Consider the following 15,193-nt stretch of genomic DNA (forward strand, 5'->3'; position numbering starts at 1 on the left):
GTGTCTTTCCTTACTTCACGGCGCCGAAGGTCAGGCCGCGGACCAGTTGTTTCTGACTGAACCACCCAAGGATCAGGATCGGGGCGATGGCCATTGTCGATGCCGCGCTGAGCTTGGCGAAGAACAGGCCCTCTGGGCTGGAATAGCTGGCGATGAACGCGGTCAGCGGGGCCGCGTCGACGGCGGTCAGGTTCAGGGTCCAGAACGCCTCGTTCCAGGCCAGGATGAAATTCAGCAGCACGGTCGAGGCGATGCCCGGCACCGCCATCGGCGTCAGGATGTATAGGATTTCCTCTTTCAGCGTGGCGCCGTCCATGCGCGCGGCTTCCAGGATGTCGCCGGGGATTTCACGGAAATAGGTGTACAGCATCCAGACGATGATCGGCAGGTTGATCAGCATCAGAACCACCACCAGCCCGGCGCGGCTGTCCAGCAGGCCAAGTTGGATGAACAGCAGGTAGATCGGGTACAGAACCCCCACCGCCGGCAGCATCTTGGTGGACAGCATCCACAACAGGATGTCCTTGGTGCGCGCCGAGGGCACGAAGGCCATGGCCCAAGCGGCGGGTACCGCGACGATCACGCCCAGAAGGGTGGACCCGCCCGCGATGATGATCGAGTTCCACAGATACCGCATGTAGTTCGACCGCTCCTGGACCACGGCATAGTTCTCCAGCGTCCAGTCGAAGTTCAGAAAGATCGGCGGGCTGGCGATGGCCTGAGCCTCGGTCTTGAAGCTGGTCAGGATCGTCCAGAGGATCGGGAAGAAGATCAGCAGGCCGACAGCCCAGGCAAAGGCGGTGTTGATCAGCTTGCGTGGTGTGGTGACGGTGCGGGCCATGATGTCGTTCTCCTCACGCGTCCAGGTTTTTGCCGACGATGCGCATCAGGAAGATGGCGACGATGTTGGCAAGGATGATGGCATAGACCCCGCCGGCCGAGCCCAGCCCGACATTCTGGCTTTCCAGCACACGCTGGTAAATCAGGTAGGTCAGGGTGCGGGTGCCGAAGGCGCCGCCGGTGGTCACGAAGATCTCGGCGAAGATCGACAGCAGGAAGATCGTCTGGATCAGGATGACGATCGTGATCGCACGGCTCAGATGCGGCAGGATGATGAAAAAGAAGCGTTTCAGCGGTGGCGCACCATCCATTTCGGCGGCCTCCAGCTGTTCGCTGTCCAGCGACTGGATCGCGGTCAGCAGGATCAGGGTGGCAAAGGGCAGCCATTGCCAGGACACGATCATCACGATCGACGGCATCGACGCCTCGGACAGCCACGAGATTGGCTCGGCCCCGAAGAACCGCCACAGATGGGCAAACAGGCCGTTGACCGGATCCATGAACATGTTCTTCCAGACCAGCGCCGAAACGGTGGGCATCACGAAGAACGGGGCGATCACCAGAATGCGCACCACGCCCTGGCCCCACATCGGCTGATCCAGCAGCAGCGCCAGCAGGATGCCCAACACCACGGTGATGGCCAGCACGCCGCCCACGATCACCAGCGTCGCCTGAACTGCGGGCCAGAAGGAACTCGAGGTCACGAACCGGACGTAGTTGTCGAACCCGACCCAACCCAGATCACCGCCGCGCAGCGGCAGGTATTTCTTGAAGGAAAAATAAAGTGTCATCGTCAGCGGAACCAGCATCCAGCCCAGCAGCAGGACCACGGCGGGCGCCATCATCAGGCGTGCGACGGATCGGGAGTGTTGAGTTGCCATGACGCAAGACCTCTCTGTTCAGGCGACTTGTTGCCTGCGAGACTAACACGGGTTGTGGAAGGGGGAGAGCGGGGGACAGAAACCTGCCCACCCGCCGGGAGGAGGCCTCAGTACCCTGCGGCTTCCATTTCTTCGGCCGTGAAGGCCTGTGCCTTGGCCAGAGCTTCGTCAACCGACTGCTGTCCGGCATAGACCGCCGAGAATTCCTGGCTCACCTGGGTGGCGATGCCCGCGAATTCGGGGATGGCGACGAACTGGATCCCGGTATACGGCGTCGGCTTGACGCAGCAGTTTTCCGGATCGGCCGCAAGGATCGACTTCAGCGTCATCTGCGCGAAGGGGATGTCCTTGTAGTCGGGGTTCTCGTACAGCGAGGTGCGCGCACCCGGCGGAACGTTGGCCCAGCCCTCGTTCTCGGCAACCAGTTCGATGTATTCCTTCGAAGTGGCCCATTCGATGAACTGCTTGGCGGCGTCCTCTTTCTGGGTGCCGGCCGGAATGGCCAGGGCCCAGGCCCACAGCCAGTTGGCGCGCTTGTCAACGCCTTCCGAATTCGGCGCCAGAGCAAATCCAACCTGATCGGCGACAGTCGAGTCGTCGGGGTTGGTCACGAAAGATGCGGCAACGGTGGCGTCGATCCACATGCCGCATTTGCCCTGCTGGAACAGCGACAGGTTTTCGTTGAAGCCGTTGGTGGCATACCCGGCGGGGCCGGATTCGTTCATCATGTCTACGAAGAAGGTCAGCGCCTCTTTCCACTCGGGCTGATCGAACTGGGGTTTCCAGTCTTCGTCGAACCAGCGCGCGCCGAACGAGTTCGCAGTCACGGTGATGAAGGCGCCGCCCTCACCCCAACCGGCCTTGCCGCGCAGGCAGATGCCGTTGATGTCGTTGTCGCGGTCCGTCATCGCAGCCGCCGCTTCGCGGATGAACTGCCAGGTCGGCGCCTCGGGCATCTCCAGACCGGCCTTCTCCATCAGGTCGGTGCGGTACATGATCATCGAGCTTTCGCCATAGAACGGCGCCGCATACAGCGTACCGTCGTGGCTGAGGCCGCCGCGCATGGCGGGCAGGATGTCGTCCACGTCATATTCCGCGGACATTCCGTCCAGCGGCACAAGCCAGCCGTTCGCGCCCCAGATCGGCGTTTCGTACATGCCGATGGTCATGATGTCGAACTGGCCGCCCTTGGTCGAGATGTCGGTGGTCACACGCTGGCGCAATACGTTCTCTTCCAGAGTGACCCATTCCACCTCGTGGCCGGTCGCTTCGGTGAACTTGTCGGTGTATTTCTGCATTCGGATCATGTCGCCGTTGTTTACGGTGGCGATCGTGATCGTCTCTGCAGTTGCGGCGCCGGCGGTCAAAGCCGCTGCGCTTGCCGCCCATAGAACGGATTTCAGGTACATTCTTTCCTCCCTGGTGTCGAATTACCTGGAGGAAAGCATCACGAATTATTTGGCGCGCGTCAACTAAAATTTTACGCGCGTAAAAAAGGTGTCGAAAATCAGGCCGAACTCCGCAGTATCAGACGTGCAGGAAACAGGGTTTCGGTGCGGGCGCTCAGCCGCCCACCGGATTCGACCAGTTGCGTCAGCGTCTCGACGGAGCGATTCGATACTGCGGTGTAGTCATGCGCCGCGGTGGTCAGCGACGGGCAGGTGAACTTGGAAAACGGATGGTCGTCATGCGAGGCGACGCGCAGGTCGCAATCCTCGCCCAACCCGACCCGCAGGCCCTTTTCATAGCAGGCCGACAGGAACCCGATGGCCAGCCGGTCATTGCTGCACAGGATGGTGCGAGAGGGCAGGCTGGGCTGTTCCAACAGCTTGAACGCGCCCTGACGGCCGATTTCCTCGAACCCCCAGCCGCGACCGTCGACCTTGATCACCTGCGGCTCAAAGCCCAGGCTCTCCATTTTTTTGATGTAGGCGATGCGGCGTTTGTTGGCGTTGGGGTTGGCGGGGTGCCGCATCTCGAAGAACGCGGGCGGTTCGCCGCTGCGGCACAGGTAATCGACGGTCTGTTCAATGAAGCTCGCGTTGTCCGACCCGACAAAGGCTGCGCCCATGCCGTCCAAGTTGCTGTCGAACAGGATGGTGGGGATGTCCTTGCAGAATTTCTCGATGAACGACCGGTCGGAGTCGCGCCCCAGCGGTGCCAGCAGCACGCCCGCCGGCTTCAGCGCGCGCAGGCTGTCGAGGATCTCGGCCTCCTGCGCGGGGTCGCCATACGCGCTGTAGAGCGTCGGGCGGAATCCGGCCTCGATGCATTTTTCCTCGATGTTGCGGGCGATCTCGGCAAAGAACGGGTCGGCCAGATAGGGCACCACGATGCCGACATTCTTGGTCAGCTTGCGGTTCTGGTTCATGGCAAAGATGTTGGGGCGATAGTCGAACCGCTCCAGCGCCTGCTCGATCCGTTCGCGGGTCGACCGTCGGACGCTGTCGGGATCGTTGAAATATTTCGATACCGTCGGGCGCGAGATCCCGCTGACCGCCGCAAACTCCTCCATGTTCCGGATTTTTCTGGGTGCCATGCCTTGCCTCTGGCGCGGGGCCAGGCCCGCGCCGCTCTGAATTTGTCGCTGTTTTACCTTTTCTTATCGCGCGACAAATTTCAACGGCAGAGTTCCGGGACGGTCATTCCGGTCAGATCGGCATCTCGAGCCGGGCCTCGGGGAAGCGTTGCAGAACCGGCGCGATCCGGTCGGCGGGCAGCAGGCACAGCGCGGTCGAAAGCCCGTCGGCCAGCGCCGCGTCAGGGGCCGAGACCGAAACCGCCCGATGCCGGACCGGCTGACCCTGCGGGCCCAGAATGTGGCCATGACGCCCGGCCAGCTGTGTCGCATCAGGGGCCGAGGTCGCCACCGCCCGGTCGCGCAGTTCGATGCGCCGGGTCACGCCCTCGGGGCCGGCCAGGCCGACGCGCCAGTCCGACCCGTCGGCGCGGCTGCCGATGGCGGCGATCTCACCCATGTCGACCAGCACATCGGTCAGCCCTTGTGCCCGCAGCAGCGCCGAGATCCGGTCGGTCACGGCGCCCTGCGCGATGCCATTCAGCGTCAGCGCCGAACGGCCCGGATGGGGCAGGCGGATGCCGTCGGCCGAGACCGAAACCCCCTGCCAGCCGACCAGCGCCCGGGCCTGCGCCACTTGGGCATCCGGCGCGCCGGTGGCCAGCGCCATCCACAGCGGTTGAACGGTCGGGTCGAACGCACCGCCGGTCGCGTCGTGCAGGGCGGCGCTTTGGGCCAGCACCTGTAGCAGCTCCGGCGCCGGGGCGGGCAGGGTGCCGTCACGGTTCAGGCGGCTCAGCTGCGAATCCGGGCGGTACAGGCTGAAGATATTCTCCAACCGGTCCAGTTCGGCCTCGAGCGCGGCGATGATCGGCGCGGCCTGCGCGTCACTCAGCCCGACCAGCTGCAGGCTGGCGGGTGCCCCCAGCGCGGTGCCGCGCCAGCCGGCCACCGGTGCGGCGCGCGCCACGGTCGGCAAGGCGGCGCAGGCGGCCGAGATGGTCAGGAAACGGCGGCGGGACAGGGTGGTCATGCGGGTGTCTCCAGGGATTGCGTCAGATCGACGGGCCCCAAAGCGGCATCGTCGGGAATGTCGGTCAGGGGCAGGGCGGTGCCGCCATAGGTTTCGATGAACCGCGCGGCGGCGCCCGGCGTTGCAAAGGGCACGATCTCGGGCGCGCCCATGCCGCCGGCCACGCCGGCGCCCACCACGAAGGTGGCCTGATCGGCGGCGATCCAGTTCGAGATGCCTGGCTCGTTCCAGCTGGGGGCCGCGCCCATGTCGCTGACATAGACCGCGGTGATCTCGGCATCCCGTTCGGGACTTTTGAGATAGGCCACCATGTCGCGCACCTGGGCAAAGAACAGCGGCGCGGGATAGCCCTCCAGATGGATCTGCCCCTTGGGCCCGCCGTGTTCGGCCAGGTTCATCTGGCAGAAATAGCTGAGCGCGGTTTCGGTCAGATCGACCGGATCCGGCGGGGCGGCTGCCTGCTCTTCCTTGCAGGCCGCCAGCGCGATAAAGGCAATCAGGGCAAGGCGTGTCATGGCTCGACCCTCCGGAACGCCAGCCGTGCAAGGGCAAAGCCCAGAATCGGCCAGACCAGCAGCGAGGCGGGCGCCGCCCAGGCGGGCAGGGCCTGCGCCGCGCCGGTCATGCCGGACGCCATGGCCACACCCTCGGTCGCGGCGATGTTCCACAGACGGAAAGCGTCGGCCGGGTTGGCCACCATCACCCAGGGAAAGACGGATTGGGTGAAGACGCCGCCCTTGTCCATGACGACGGCTCCCAACAGCCCAAGATCATAGAGGACGACGAAGACTAGCCAGAGCCCGGCCGACAGACCTGCCGCCGCCGTTGCGCCCCTCGCCAGGGCGGACAGCAGGTATCCCAGCGCCAGAAACACGGCACCCAGCAGGATCGAGGTGACGATCAGCCGGCCAAGCGCGAACAGGCTGTCCGCGCCCGCGCCGCCGAACCACGCGGCGACCGCCCCGGCGGTGCCGAAACCGACCGTCATGGCAAAGGCCAGCGCCGCCAGATGGGCGGTGAATTTGCCCAGCAGAATTTCTCCGCGCCCCGCCGGATAGGACAGCAGCAGCGACAGGCTGCCCCGGTCCACATCGCCGGCGATGGCGTCAAAGGAAATCATCAGCGCCAAGAGCGGCGCTAGATATACCGACAGCGTGGTCATCGAGGCGACCGACACCGTCAGCATGTCGACCCCCAGCGTGCCGGTGGGCGCGCTGCCGGCAAAGGTCAGCGCCAGCGCGAACAGTACCATGATCAGGGTGGCGACCAGCAGCCAGCGGTTGCGGCGCAGGATCAGCATTTCGGTGCGGGTGATGGCAAGAAAACGGGTCATTGCAGCGCCTCCTGAGCATAGTGGCGATAGAGGTCTTCCAGCTTTGGCGGGTTCATTTCTACGTCGGCCACCGCATCGCCCAGCCCGGCGATGCGGCGCAGCGCCTGCATCTTGTCGGCGGGCGAACACAGCAATTCGACCGAGGCGCCGTTGATCCGGTTGCCGCCCAGTTCGGCGGCCAGCGCATCGGCATTGGCGCGCGCGCGGACCCGCAGACGGATCGGCAGCCCGGCCAGCGCCGACAGGTTGGCCAGCGTGTCATCGGCCACCATCCGGCCCTTGCGCATGATGGCGATGCGGTCGGTGCGGGCCTCGACCTCGGTCAGGGCATGGCTGGCGATCAGCACCGCGGTGCCCTGCGCGGCCAGCTCGTCGATGATGGCGTACAGGTCCTGGCGCGAGATCGGGTCCAATCCCGAGGTGGGTTCGTCCAGCAGCGCCAGTTTCGGCTGGCCCAGCAACACCTGCGCAAGGCCCAACCGCTGCCGCATCCCCTTGGAATAGGCGCCGATCCGGCGGTCCATCGCGTCGCCCAGCCCGACACGGTCCAGCAGGGCGGGCACGTCAACGTTTGCGCCTGACAGCTTGGCGAACAGGGTCAGCTGCTCGCGCCCGGTCAGGGCTGGGTGGAACGAGACCGCCTCGGGCAGATAGGCCGTGTCGCGACGCGCCTGCGCGCTGCCGGGGGCGGCGGTGCCGATGCGGATCGTGCCGGCCTGGATGGGCGTCAGGCCCAGGATCGACTTGATCAGGGTGGATTTTCCGGCGCCGTTGTGGCCCAGCAGCGCCACGCGCTGTCCAGGCTCGAGCGTCAGGGAGATATCGCTCAGAACGCGGGTCTTGCCGCGATCCTTGCAGACCGTTTCGATGGTCAGGGCCTTATCCGTCATGAGGCACCTTTTTCATGGCTGGGGGTTGAGGGGCTTGCATCAAGGGGTGGCTGTCGATCACGCCGCCCGGCAGCAGCGCCGGAAAGGCCGATTGCGACCAGCGCACCAGCTGCACGGCGGGCGAGCCGAGCAGCAGCTTGGCTGCGGGTTGGGTCCACAGCACATGGTCCATGCTATCGTTGGGGCGATAGGGGGCGTCGGCGATGCCGTCGCCGTTCACGTCATAGGCGGCAAAATCGGACCAGTAGTTGCCGCGGCCGTCCTCCGACCACTCGACCCATTTGGTCGAGACGTATTTTACCTGTGTCCGGTTGCCGACAAAGGCGTTGCCGACGATCCGGTTGCGTTCGCTGCCGGCGGTGAAATGGATCCCGATGCCGCAACCTTGGAACCAGTTGTCGGTGAATTCGTTCTTGTTGGAATTGTACAGAAAGGTGCACTTTTCCTTGGCGCCTTTCACCACGTTGCCCGAGATCACGCTGTCATTGGCATAGTTCAGCATGACCCCGTGTTCGCGGTCGCCGACCGAGACGTTGTTGGTCACCTGCACGTTCGAGGTGAACATCACCGCATAGCCCAGATCGTTGCCGATCGAGACATTGTCGCTGACGATGGAATCGTCGGCATACATGTAGTGCACGGCAAAGCGCAGATCGCGGAAGGTGTTGCCGATGAAGGTGTTTTTCTTCGACGAGTTCACGAAGATCCCGTCGCGGCCAAAGCGGATGTCATTGCCTTCGACCACAGCGCCGGGCGCGTTCCAGACATAGACCCCGTTGCCGCGGTCGTTCATCCGGCGGTCCTGCCGGCCCTCGATCCGGTTGCCGCGCACGATGCTGTCATCGGCGCCGTGGATGTCGATGCCGTAGAGATTGCCCAGCAGCACGTTGTTTTCCACCACGGCCACGCGGGCCGTCTTGGTCAGCTGGATGCCGCTGTCGATCTCACCATGGTCCGATCCCGACCCGATCACGGTCAGGCCGCGCAGAGTGACGCCGGGCCCGGTCACGGTGATGACGCTACCGGTGCCCTGACCGTCGATGGTGGCCTGGCCCTGTCCGTCGATGGTGACGGGCCGGTCCAGAACCAGGCGTTCGGCATAGACGCCGGGGCTCAGGCGGAGGGTGTCTCCATCCGCCGCCTGCGCCAGTGTCTCGGTGATGGCCCCCGCCCGGTTGGGCACGTCCCAGTCCGCCGCCCAAAGCGGCGAGCCGAGCAGAAGCGGGATGAGCAGGGGCCAGCGCATGGGTCAGGCTCCTTGCGGTTCGACCAGCATCCGGCCGCGCATTTCCATGTGCAGCGCGTGGCAGAACCACTGGCAATAGAACCAGTGCACGCCCGGACGGTCGGCGGTGAAGGTGATCGAGGCGGTGGCCTGCGGCGCGACCTCGAAGGCGATGCCGTAGTTGCCCAGGCAGAAGCCGTGGGTCACATCGTCCACGTCATCCAGGTTGGTGACGTAGATCGTGACCTCGTCGCCCTGTTTGACGGTGAACTTCTCGAGGCTGAAGGTCGGGGCCTGCGAGACCATGTAGACCCGCACCTTGTTGCCGTCGCGGATGGGCTCTTCGGCACCTTCCTCCAGATCGACGCCATCGGCCTCGGCCTGTTTGCGCGCATCTTCCCAGGTCGGGTCGTTGCGGTCCCAGACGTTGACCGGGTTGACAATGTCGCGGCGCACGATGATCGAGTCATGCGGCTCGGCGAAGGTCGGGCCGTCATGAACAACCTTCATCTCGTCGGTCGAGATGTCGATCACCTGCTCGTTCTCGGGCTTGAGCGGACCGGTGTTCAGGAACCGGTCTTTCGAGAACTTGTTCATCGATATCAGCCACTTGCCGTCCGCGTCTTTGGTCTCACCCATCGAGGTCGAGTTGTGGCCTGGCTGATAGTGCACGTCGACCTTCGAGATGATCGGGTCCACGTCCTCGCCATTGTAGGCGCGGATGGCTTTGTCAATGTTCCATTTGACGATCTGGCTGTCCAGGAACAGCGTGGTGAAGGCGTTGCCCTGACCGTCATAGGCGGTGTGAAGCGGGCCAAGGCCCAGCTGCGGCTCGCCCACGATGCACGACCGCGGATCGGCGTCGCTTTCGAACAGCGCGTCCAGCTTGGTCACGTCCATGATCGACACGGTCGGCGACAGCTTGCCGTTGATGCAGACGTGTTTGCCGTCGGGCGCGGTGTTGATGCCGTGCGGCGAGTTCGGGATCGGGATGTAGCGGGTGTATTTCTTGTTCGACCCCTTGCGCCCGTCCAGAACCTTGACGCCCTTGATCTCCTGATAGTCGCCCGCGGCGATGCCGGCCTCGATTTCCTTGAGGTTGAAGACGACCACGTGGTCCATCTCGCTCTCGGTCATCTCGGCCAGGTTCATGCCCATTTCCGAGTTGTACGAGGTCGAGAAGGCGTATTTGCCCTGATAGTCGCAATCGGTGTTGTCGAGGTTGCCCGACACCATCACCTGCCAGGCGATCTCCATCGTGTCACCGTCGATGGCGGTGAAGATGTTGACGTATTGCGACGGATCGTCCAGCACGCTGCCGTCGTTGATCAGCGGGGTTTCGTCCTCGCCATTGGCAAAGACATAGCCGGTGCGCGGGAATTTCTGCGGGCGCAGACCGTGGATCGCCTTGGCGTTGGGGATCTCGATGATCTTGTCGCATTTCATCACGTCGCAGCGCACGCGGGCCACGCGTGTGTTGGCCTTGTCGTTCATGAACAGATAGCGGCCGTCATAGGTGCCGTCGGTGAACGACATGTGCGGGTGGTGCAGGTCGCCGTTGTCATAGGTTTTCATGCCGCGCTTGGCCAGGAACTCCTTGGTTTCCGGCAGCAGGCCCTCGGTCAGGATCTTCAGCGACTCGTTGGTCTGGCCCCAGCCGGTGGCCGAGCAGCGGTTGAACACCGGTACCCGCATCAGCTCGCGCATGGACGGGAAGCCCATGATGCGCAGCTCGCCGGTCTGGCCCGAGGACCAGAAGCCGTAATATTCGTCCAGCTCGCCGGGGGCCAGTTCGACCTTGGCGGCGGCGCTGGCCTGTTTGGCGGTCATCAGCGTGCCGCCGACGCCCAGCCCGGTTCCGGCCAGCACGGCCCCGGTGGCCGAGGCCCCCAGCAACCCGCGGCGGGTGATGTTCAGTTTGGTGTCATGATCCGACATGATCGTTCCTCCTTTTAGGAAACGGTTTGCGGTTTGGCGTTCGGATGGTTCGCCGGTGGTTGTCCGAGGGGGGTCTTGAGTTTGACCGACCCGGTCTTGGCCCGCCGTTTAAGCTGGCGGATGACGACGGGACATTTGCTCTCGGACTGGTAGAGCACCTGACAATGCAGGCAGGTGACGCACTCGTTCGGGTTGATCTCACCGGTGGGGTGGATGGCCTGAACGGGGCATTCGTTGGCGCAGGTCTGACAGGGGTTGCCGCAATCCTTGTAGCGGCGCAGCCAGTCGAACATGCGGATACGGGCGGGGATCGCCAGCGCCGCACCCAGCGGACACAGATAGCGGCAATAGAACCGTTCGATGAACAGACCGATCACCAGCAGACCCACCGCAAAGACTACGAAGGGCCAGTCGCGCATGAATTTCAGGATGATCGCGGTCTTGAACGGCTCGATTTCGGCGTATTTCTCGGCCAGCGGGATCGACACGATGCTCAGGCCGAACAGCGCCAGGAAGATCATGTACTTGATCGGCCACAGGCGCTCGTTCAGGCCCCAGGGCAGGGTCCATTGCGGGACTTTCAGCGCGCGGGCGATCTTGTTTGTCAGCTCTTGCAGGGCGCCGAAGGGGCACAGCCAGCCGCAATAGGCCCCGCGTCCCCAGAACAGCAGCGCGGCGGCCACGGCGAACCATTGGATGAACACCAGCGGGTCCAGCAGGAAGGCATCCCAGGTGAAACCGCTGCGCAGGCTGCCGGCCAGCGCCATGATGTTCACCACGCTCAGCTGCGCATTGGCGTACCAACCGATGAAGAACAGCGTCATCGTCAGGAACCCGATGCGGAACCAGTAGAAGACCCGCGCGTTCATCGTGGCGTGGAACTGGAAGAAGAAGGTGATCGTCAGCACCAGCAGCATGGCTCCCAGCACGGCGATCTCGATCTGGCGGTCCTTCCAGATGCGCTGCCACAGGGCCGATTTGGCGGCGGCCTCGCCGGTGGCATCGTTCACCACCTTGGGCGCGGGCGCGACCGGCAACAGGTACTGTTCGGGCAGCTTGTAGCCCAGGTCGAAGGTTAGGAAGGTCTTTTCCACCGCGCCGATGGCACGCTGCACCAGCAGTTGCAGGCGGAACGGTTCGGTCGGGTCGAACTCGGCATCGGCAGGGATCTTGAAGATGTCCAGCTCGGTAAAGCTGGGCGCATCCTCGGCGGCCACCGTGCCCAGGCGACGGTGCTGGCGGTCGAAGAACCGCACCGAATTGTCGCCCTGGATCAGCTGGATCCGGTCGAAGATCCCGCCGCGCACATAGCCCGAGCCCTTGAAGCTGTACTTGCCGCGACCCAGCACCAGGATGGCGTGTTCGCCCTCGTCCAGCCAATTGGCCAGGTTCTTGTACTCGGCCTCGCCCAGCAGCGACTTGCCGATCGAAGGCACCGAGACCAGCGCCACATGCATGTCGATGAAGGTGTCCTCGGGGTTGCCCTTCTCGGGGCGCTCGATCGCGCGCTGGTCGCCGGTGGCCTCGAAGGCGGCATTCACCTGACCCACGTCCAGCGTCAGCCGCCGGATCGAGCCGTCGCCCGAGAGCGTGGCCCAGTCATGGGTGTCGGCCTTGGCCATGTCGACTTCGCGCTTGGGTCCGTCCGCCTGAACCTCGGACAGCCCACCCAGACCCATGGCACGGGCCACCTTGATCCCGGCGCGCACGACGCTGTCGTCGATGACCATCACCGTCACCGTCGCACCCGAGATGATGTCCAGATCGTGCCCCTCGCCGCCGGTCTCGACCTCGCGCTTGAGGTCCAGCCCGGCATAGCCTTCGGTCAGCTCGACCATGCGCGCGTTGGGAATGCCGATCAGAACGATGGGTTCGGAATGTTTGACCAGCTTGACGCCGGTCAGCACCGCATCACCGTCGATGGCGGCGACGACGTGAATGGGCTTGCCGGAATAGCCGGTGGTGCCCACGAAATCGGATGTGAGAAAGGCCCAGGCGACGGTTTCACCGCCCTTCAGCACCGGGGCCACCGGCACGTCGTCGCGGACCGGGCCAATGGCATCGGCACCGGGCGCCAGTTCGGCGGGTTCGATCTCGGGCAGGAAGCTGGCCAGACTGTCGGCCCGCGCGTCAAACGCCAGCAGGCAGGACAGGACAAGGGCCACAAGGAAATGGGCTGCGCGGGTCACGACCACGGCGCACCTCCTTCAATTCGGGTTGACGCCATGGACGCGCGCGGCGCGCGTTCGGTTCTGATTTCGGGTGCGGCCGGGGGGCCGCGGGTTTCGGGCCACAGCCGTCGGGACTCGTACGGTTCGATCAGATCGGGAAATTTACACCGTGTGATCTGTACAAATTCGGGCTGCTGCAGCTGCGGCAGGTCCGGGACCGGTGCCGCCGCCGCAATTGCGCACAGGGCGCAATCGGCACATTTCGAACAGGGCGCGGTCGGGTCGCCGGTGTCGTCTTCCAGGTCCACCTGGACCCAGACCGCTCCTGCCTCCGAGCAGATCTCCATCCAGGTGCCCTGGCCGGGACTCGCCAGCGCTGGCCCAAGCACCTGCAACATCAAAAGAAAAATGCCCGCCAGCCCGGCTGCCACGCGTGTCGCGCGGACAGGGAGGCTGTGGTTTTGGCGGGCGGCGGGCATGGAGACTCCGACTCGGATTTGATGTTGCCCGAGTCGTAAGGGATCGCGGATACCGGCTACTTGACTTCGGTTAGGCGCCGCGAAATTCCGGCCTTGCTCAGCCCTCGGCCTCATCCATCAGCCGCCGCACCCAGCGCCCCGCCAGCCAGCTGGCCGGAACCCCAAGGGGCACACACCAGATCAGCGCGGCCACCGGTGTCACGGCGCCGAACCCCAGCGCATGGGCGATCAACCCGGCCAGAAACAGGTTGATGGCGACGGTCAGCGCCGTCGCCGGATACAACAGAATGGCAAGTTTCCAGACCGGCCAGCGCCCGTCAGTGGCTGGTGCCTTCCGAGAAAGTGATCTTGTTCCAGACATTGTATTTCCCCGAAGGTTTGCGCATCGGCAGGCGTTTGATTTCCTCGAGCGTCTGCGCGTCATAGACGATCACCGCGCCGTCATCCTCCCAGATCGACACCAGCGCATGGGCGCCGTCGCGGGTGAATTCCACATGCGCCACGGTCTTGCCCGGCGCGGGCCGCAGGGTTTTGAAGATCTCGAGGCTCTGCTTGTCGATCACATGCATCGCATCCTTGTTGGGGCCAAAGAACACGTCGGCCCAGACATAGGGCGAGTTCTCGTGGCTGCGCATAAAAAAGCCCGGGCCTTCGGTCTCGATCCGCTTGATCGTTTCCCAAGTGCTCATGTCGATGACCGAGATGGTGCCTTCGGTCAGGTGCGGCGTGGCCATCACCGTGGTGCCATCGCGCTGCCAGGTGATGCCCGAGCCCAGATGCGGCATGCCGGGCAGGTCCAGATCCGCCACTTTCTGCCCGATCACGAGGTCGATCACCTGACCGCCCTTGCCATCGCGCGACGCGCCCATGACGTATTCATAGCTCTGGTCGAAAAAGAAATCGTCCAGATAGTCGGGCGTGGTGATCTTGCGGACGGGGAAGGGGTCGGGATTCTTGATCTGCCCTTCGATCCGGAAATCATGACCCAGCCCGAATTGCGGCGGGTTATCGCCATAGAACACTTCCCAGATCTCGGGAACATCCTTGAGCGCCAGCACGAAGCTTTCGCGCGGGGGGGCCTGGTACACGGCCGAGACCCGGCTAGGCTTGCCCTGTTTGCCCTTGACCTCGACCACCTTGGCGACCGACAGATCCTCAGTCGACAGCAGGGTCAGGCTGTTGGGCAGATAGTTTGCCACGGCCAGCCACTTGCCGTCGCCCGACATTGCGATGTTGCGGCTGTTCAGGCCAGCGCGGATGCGGCCCACCTGTTTCAGCGCCCACATGTCGTATTTCTGCACCCAGCCATCGCGTGACATGATGAACACATAGCGCCCATCGGGGCTGAACTTGGGGCCGCCATGCACGGCAAAGGGGGTTTCGAACCGGTCCAGAATATCGAACGTGTCGCCGTCCAGAACGCTGACATGGTGATCGCCGGTTTCCACCACCAGCGTGATGTTCATCGGGTCGCTGTCCCAAACCGGCGCATCGACCGGTGCGTAATCGGCATCCAGCGTGCGGCTGGCCATGATCTGTTCGGCATCCCATTCGGGGTCCACCTCCAGCGGAGATTTCAGCCAGCCCGCCAGTTCCTCGATCTGAAGTGAGTCCAGCTCGTGCGCGAAGGCAGGCATCTGGGTCGCGGGGCGCCCTTCGGCGATGACGGCGGCCACGCGGGGGCCGCGCATGCGTTTGAGTGTTTCGGGGATCAGCGCTGGGCCGACGCCGCCCAGCCGCGCCTCGCCATGGCAGCTGGCGCAATGCTCGGCGTAATCCGCCGCCGGGTCGGCCAATGCCAATCCGCCCGCCAGAACCGAGCACATCGCGGCGACCGTCGTGGCGCGGGTCATGCGTCCGCGCGCGGCATTGTTCGATGGGTCAG

14 protein-coding genes are annotated in these 15,193 nt (G+C 64.2%); all 14 read right to left on the bottom strand.

Annotated features, from left to right (window positions below):
* Positions 1–10: 10 nt before the first annotated feature.
* The 14 genes from ACR0DA_RS14320 to ACR0DA_RS14385 all read right to left on the bottom strand — a co-directional run bounded on the left by ACR0DA_RS14320 (position 11) and on the right by ACR0DA_RS14385 (position 15,161).
* On the bottom strand, positions 11–841 hold the full coding sequence (locus ACR0DA_RS14320; protein WP_170341115.1) for a carbohydrate ABC transporter permease: 831 nt from the start codon (positions 839–841) through the stop codon (positions 11–13).
* A gap of 13 nt (positions 842–854) precedes the next feature.
* On the bottom strand, positions 855–1,721 hold the full coding sequence (locus tag ACR0DA_RS14325; RefSeq protein ID WP_149775359.1) for a carbohydrate ABC transporter permease: 867 nt from the start codon (positions 1,719–1,721) through the stop codon (positions 855–857).
* 107 nt (positions 1,722–1,828) lie between these two features.
* Entirely contained in the window at positions 1,829–3,130 is a 1,302-nt protein-coding gene (locus ACR0DA_RS14330; protein WP_170341744.1) for an ABC transporter substrate-binding protein, read from the bottom strand.
* 98 nt (positions 3,131–3,228) lie between these two features.
* On the bottom strand, positions 3,229–4,260 hold the full coding sequence (locus ACR0DA_RS14335) for a LacI family DNA-binding transcriptional regulator (RefSeq protein WP_170582603.1): 1,032 nt from the start codon (positions 4,258–4,260) through the stop codon (positions 3,229–3,231).
* Positions 4,261–4,372: 112 nt separating this feature from the next.
* Positions 4,373–5,272 (bottom strand): FAD:protein FMN transferase, encoded by a 900-nt coding sequence (locus ACR0DA_RS14340; RefSeq protein ID WP_480754582.1) that lies wholly within the window; start codon positions 5,270–5,272, stop codon positions 4,373–4,375.
* On the bottom strand, positions 5,269–5,787 hold the full coding sequence (locus tag ACR0DA_RS14345; RefSeq protein ID WP_480754583.1) for a nitrous oxide reductase accessory protein NosL: 519 nt from the start codon (positions 5,785–5,787) through the stop codon (positions 5,269–5,271). The genes ACR0DA_RS14340 and ACR0DA_RS14345 overlap by 4 nt, the downstream gene beginning before the upstream one ends.
* Positions 5,784–6,605: an ABC transporter permease gene (locus tag ACR0DA_RS14350; RefSeq protein ID WP_005977220.1), complete on the bottom strand. Its 822-nt coding sequence runs from the start codon at positions 6,603–6,605 to the stop codon at positions 5,784–5,786. Before ACR0DA_RS14350 ends, ACR0DA_RS14345 begins: the two co-directional genes overlap by 4 nt.
* On the bottom strand, positions 6,602–7,495 hold the full coding sequence (locus tag ACR0DA_RS14355) for an ABC transporter ATP-binding protein (protein WP_170599809.1): 894 nt from the start codon (positions 7,493–7,495) through the stop codon (positions 6,602–6,604). Before ACR0DA_RS14355 ends, ACR0DA_RS14350 begins: the two co-directional genes overlap by 4 nt.
* The gene (locus ACR0DA_RS14360; protein WP_480754585.1) at positions 7,485–8,741 is read right to left on the bottom strand and encodes a nitrous oxide reductase family maturation protein NosD; all 1,257 of its coding nucleotides are present in this window, start codon (positions 8,739–8,741) and stop codon (positions 7,485–7,487) included. Before ACR0DA_RS14360 ends, ACR0DA_RS14355 begins: the two co-directional genes overlap by 11 nt.
* A 3-nt stretch (positions 8,742–8,744) precedes the next feature.
* Positions 8,745–10,658 carry a TAT-dependent nitrous-oxide reductase gene (gene nosZ, locus ACR0DA_RS14365; RefSeq protein ID WP_170439455.1) on the bottom strand — a complete coding sequence of 638 codons (1,914 nt, stop codon included), beginning with the start codon at positions 10,656–10,658 and terminating at the stop codon, positions 8,745–8,747.
* A 14-nt stretch (positions 10,659–10,672) separates the two neighbouring features.
* Positions 10,673–12,853 carry a 4Fe-4S binding protein gene (locus tag ACR0DA_RS14370; protein WP_480754586.1) on the bottom strand — a complete coding sequence of 727 codons (2,181 nt, stop codon included), beginning with the start codon at positions 12,851–12,853 and terminating at the stop codon, positions 10,673–10,675.
* Positions 12,844–13,308 (bottom strand): DUF2946 family protein, encoded by a 465-nt coding sequence (locus tag ACR0DA_RS14375; protein WP_480754588.1) that lies wholly within the window; start codon positions 13,306–13,308, stop codon positions 12,844–12,846. Before ACR0DA_RS14375 ends, ACR0DA_RS14370 begins: the two co-directional genes overlap by 10 nt.
* 97 nt (positions 13,309–13,405) lie before the next feature.
* Complete coding sequence (locus tag ACR0DA_RS14380; protein ID WP_170452713.1) at positions 13,406–13,669, bottom strand: hypothetical protein; 264 nt, start codon at positions 13,667–13,669, stop codon at positions 13,406–13,408.
* A complete protein-coding gene (locus ACR0DA_RS14385; RefSeq protein WP_480754715.1) occupies positions 13,626–15,161 on the bottom strand; it encodes a cytochrome D1 domain-containing protein in 1,536 nt (511 codons plus the stop codon). The genes ACR0DA_RS14380 and ACR0DA_RS14385 overlap by 44 nt, the downstream gene beginning before the upstream one ends.
* Positions 15,162–15,193 lie beyond the last annotated feature (32 nt).

It is taken from the genome of Ruegeria sp. CI8, from assembly GCF_056536865.1.

What these genes read in the sequence shown, in the direction of transcription:
- ACR0DA_RS14340 (WP_480754582.1), bottom strand. Translation starts at nt 5,272, where the DNA reads ATGACCACCCTGTCCCGCCGCCGTTTCCTGACCATCTCGGCCGCCTGC.
- nosZ (WP_170439455.1), bottom strand. Translation starts at nt 10,658, where the DNA reads ATGTCGGATCATGACACCAAACTGAACATCACCCGCCGCGGGTTGCTG.
- ACR0DA_RS14345 (WP_480754583.1), bottom strand. Translation starts at nt 5,787, where the DNA reads ATGACACGCCTTGCCCTGATTGCCTTTATCGCGCTGGCGGCCTGCAAG.
- ACR0DA_RS14330 (WP_170341744.1), bottom strand. Translation starts at nt 3,130, where the DNA reads ATGTACCTGAAATCCGTTCTATGGGCGGCAAGCGCAGCGGCTTTGACC.
- ACR0DA_RS14375 (WP_480754588.1), bottom strand. Translation starts at nt 13,308, where the DNA reads ATGCCCGCCGCCCGCCAAAACCACAGCCTCCCTGTCCGCGCGACACGC.
- ACR0DA_RS14355 (WP_170599809.1), bottom strand. Translation starts at nt 7,495, where the DNA reads ATGACGGATAAGGCCCTGACCATCGAAACGGTCTGCAAGGATCGCGGC.
- ACR0DA_RS14335 (WP_170582603.1), bottom strand. Translation starts at nt 4,260, where the DNA reads ATGGCACCCAGAAAAATCCGGAACATGGAGGAGTTTGCGGCGGTCAGC.
- ACR0DA_RS14385 (WP_480754715.1), bottom strand. Translation starts at nt 15,161, where the DNA reads ATGACCCGCGCCACGACGGTCGCCGCGATGTGCTCGGTTCTGGCGGGC.
- ACR0DA_RS14380 (WP_170452713.1), bottom strand. Translation starts at nt 13,669, where the DNA reads ATGTCTGGAACAAGATCACTTTCTCGGAAGGCACCAGCCACTGACGGG.
- ACR0DA_RS14350 (WP_005977220.1), bottom strand. Translation starts at nt 6,605, where the DNA reads ATGACCCGTTTTCTTGCCATCACCCGCACCGAAATGCTGATCCTGCGC.
- ACR0DA_RS14320 (WP_170341115.1), bottom strand. Translation starts at nt 841, where the DNA reads ATGGCCCGCACCGTCACCACACCACGCAAGCTGATCAACACCGCCTTT.
- ACR0DA_RS14325 (WP_149775359.1), bottom strand. Translation starts at nt 1,721, where the DNA reads ATGGCAACTCAACACTCCCGATCCGTCGCACGCCTGATGATGGCGCCC.
- ACR0DA_RS14360 (WP_480754585.1), bottom strand. Translation starts at nt 8,741, where the DNA reads ATGCGCTGGCCCCTGCTCATCCCGCTTCTGCTCGGCTCGCCGCTTTGG.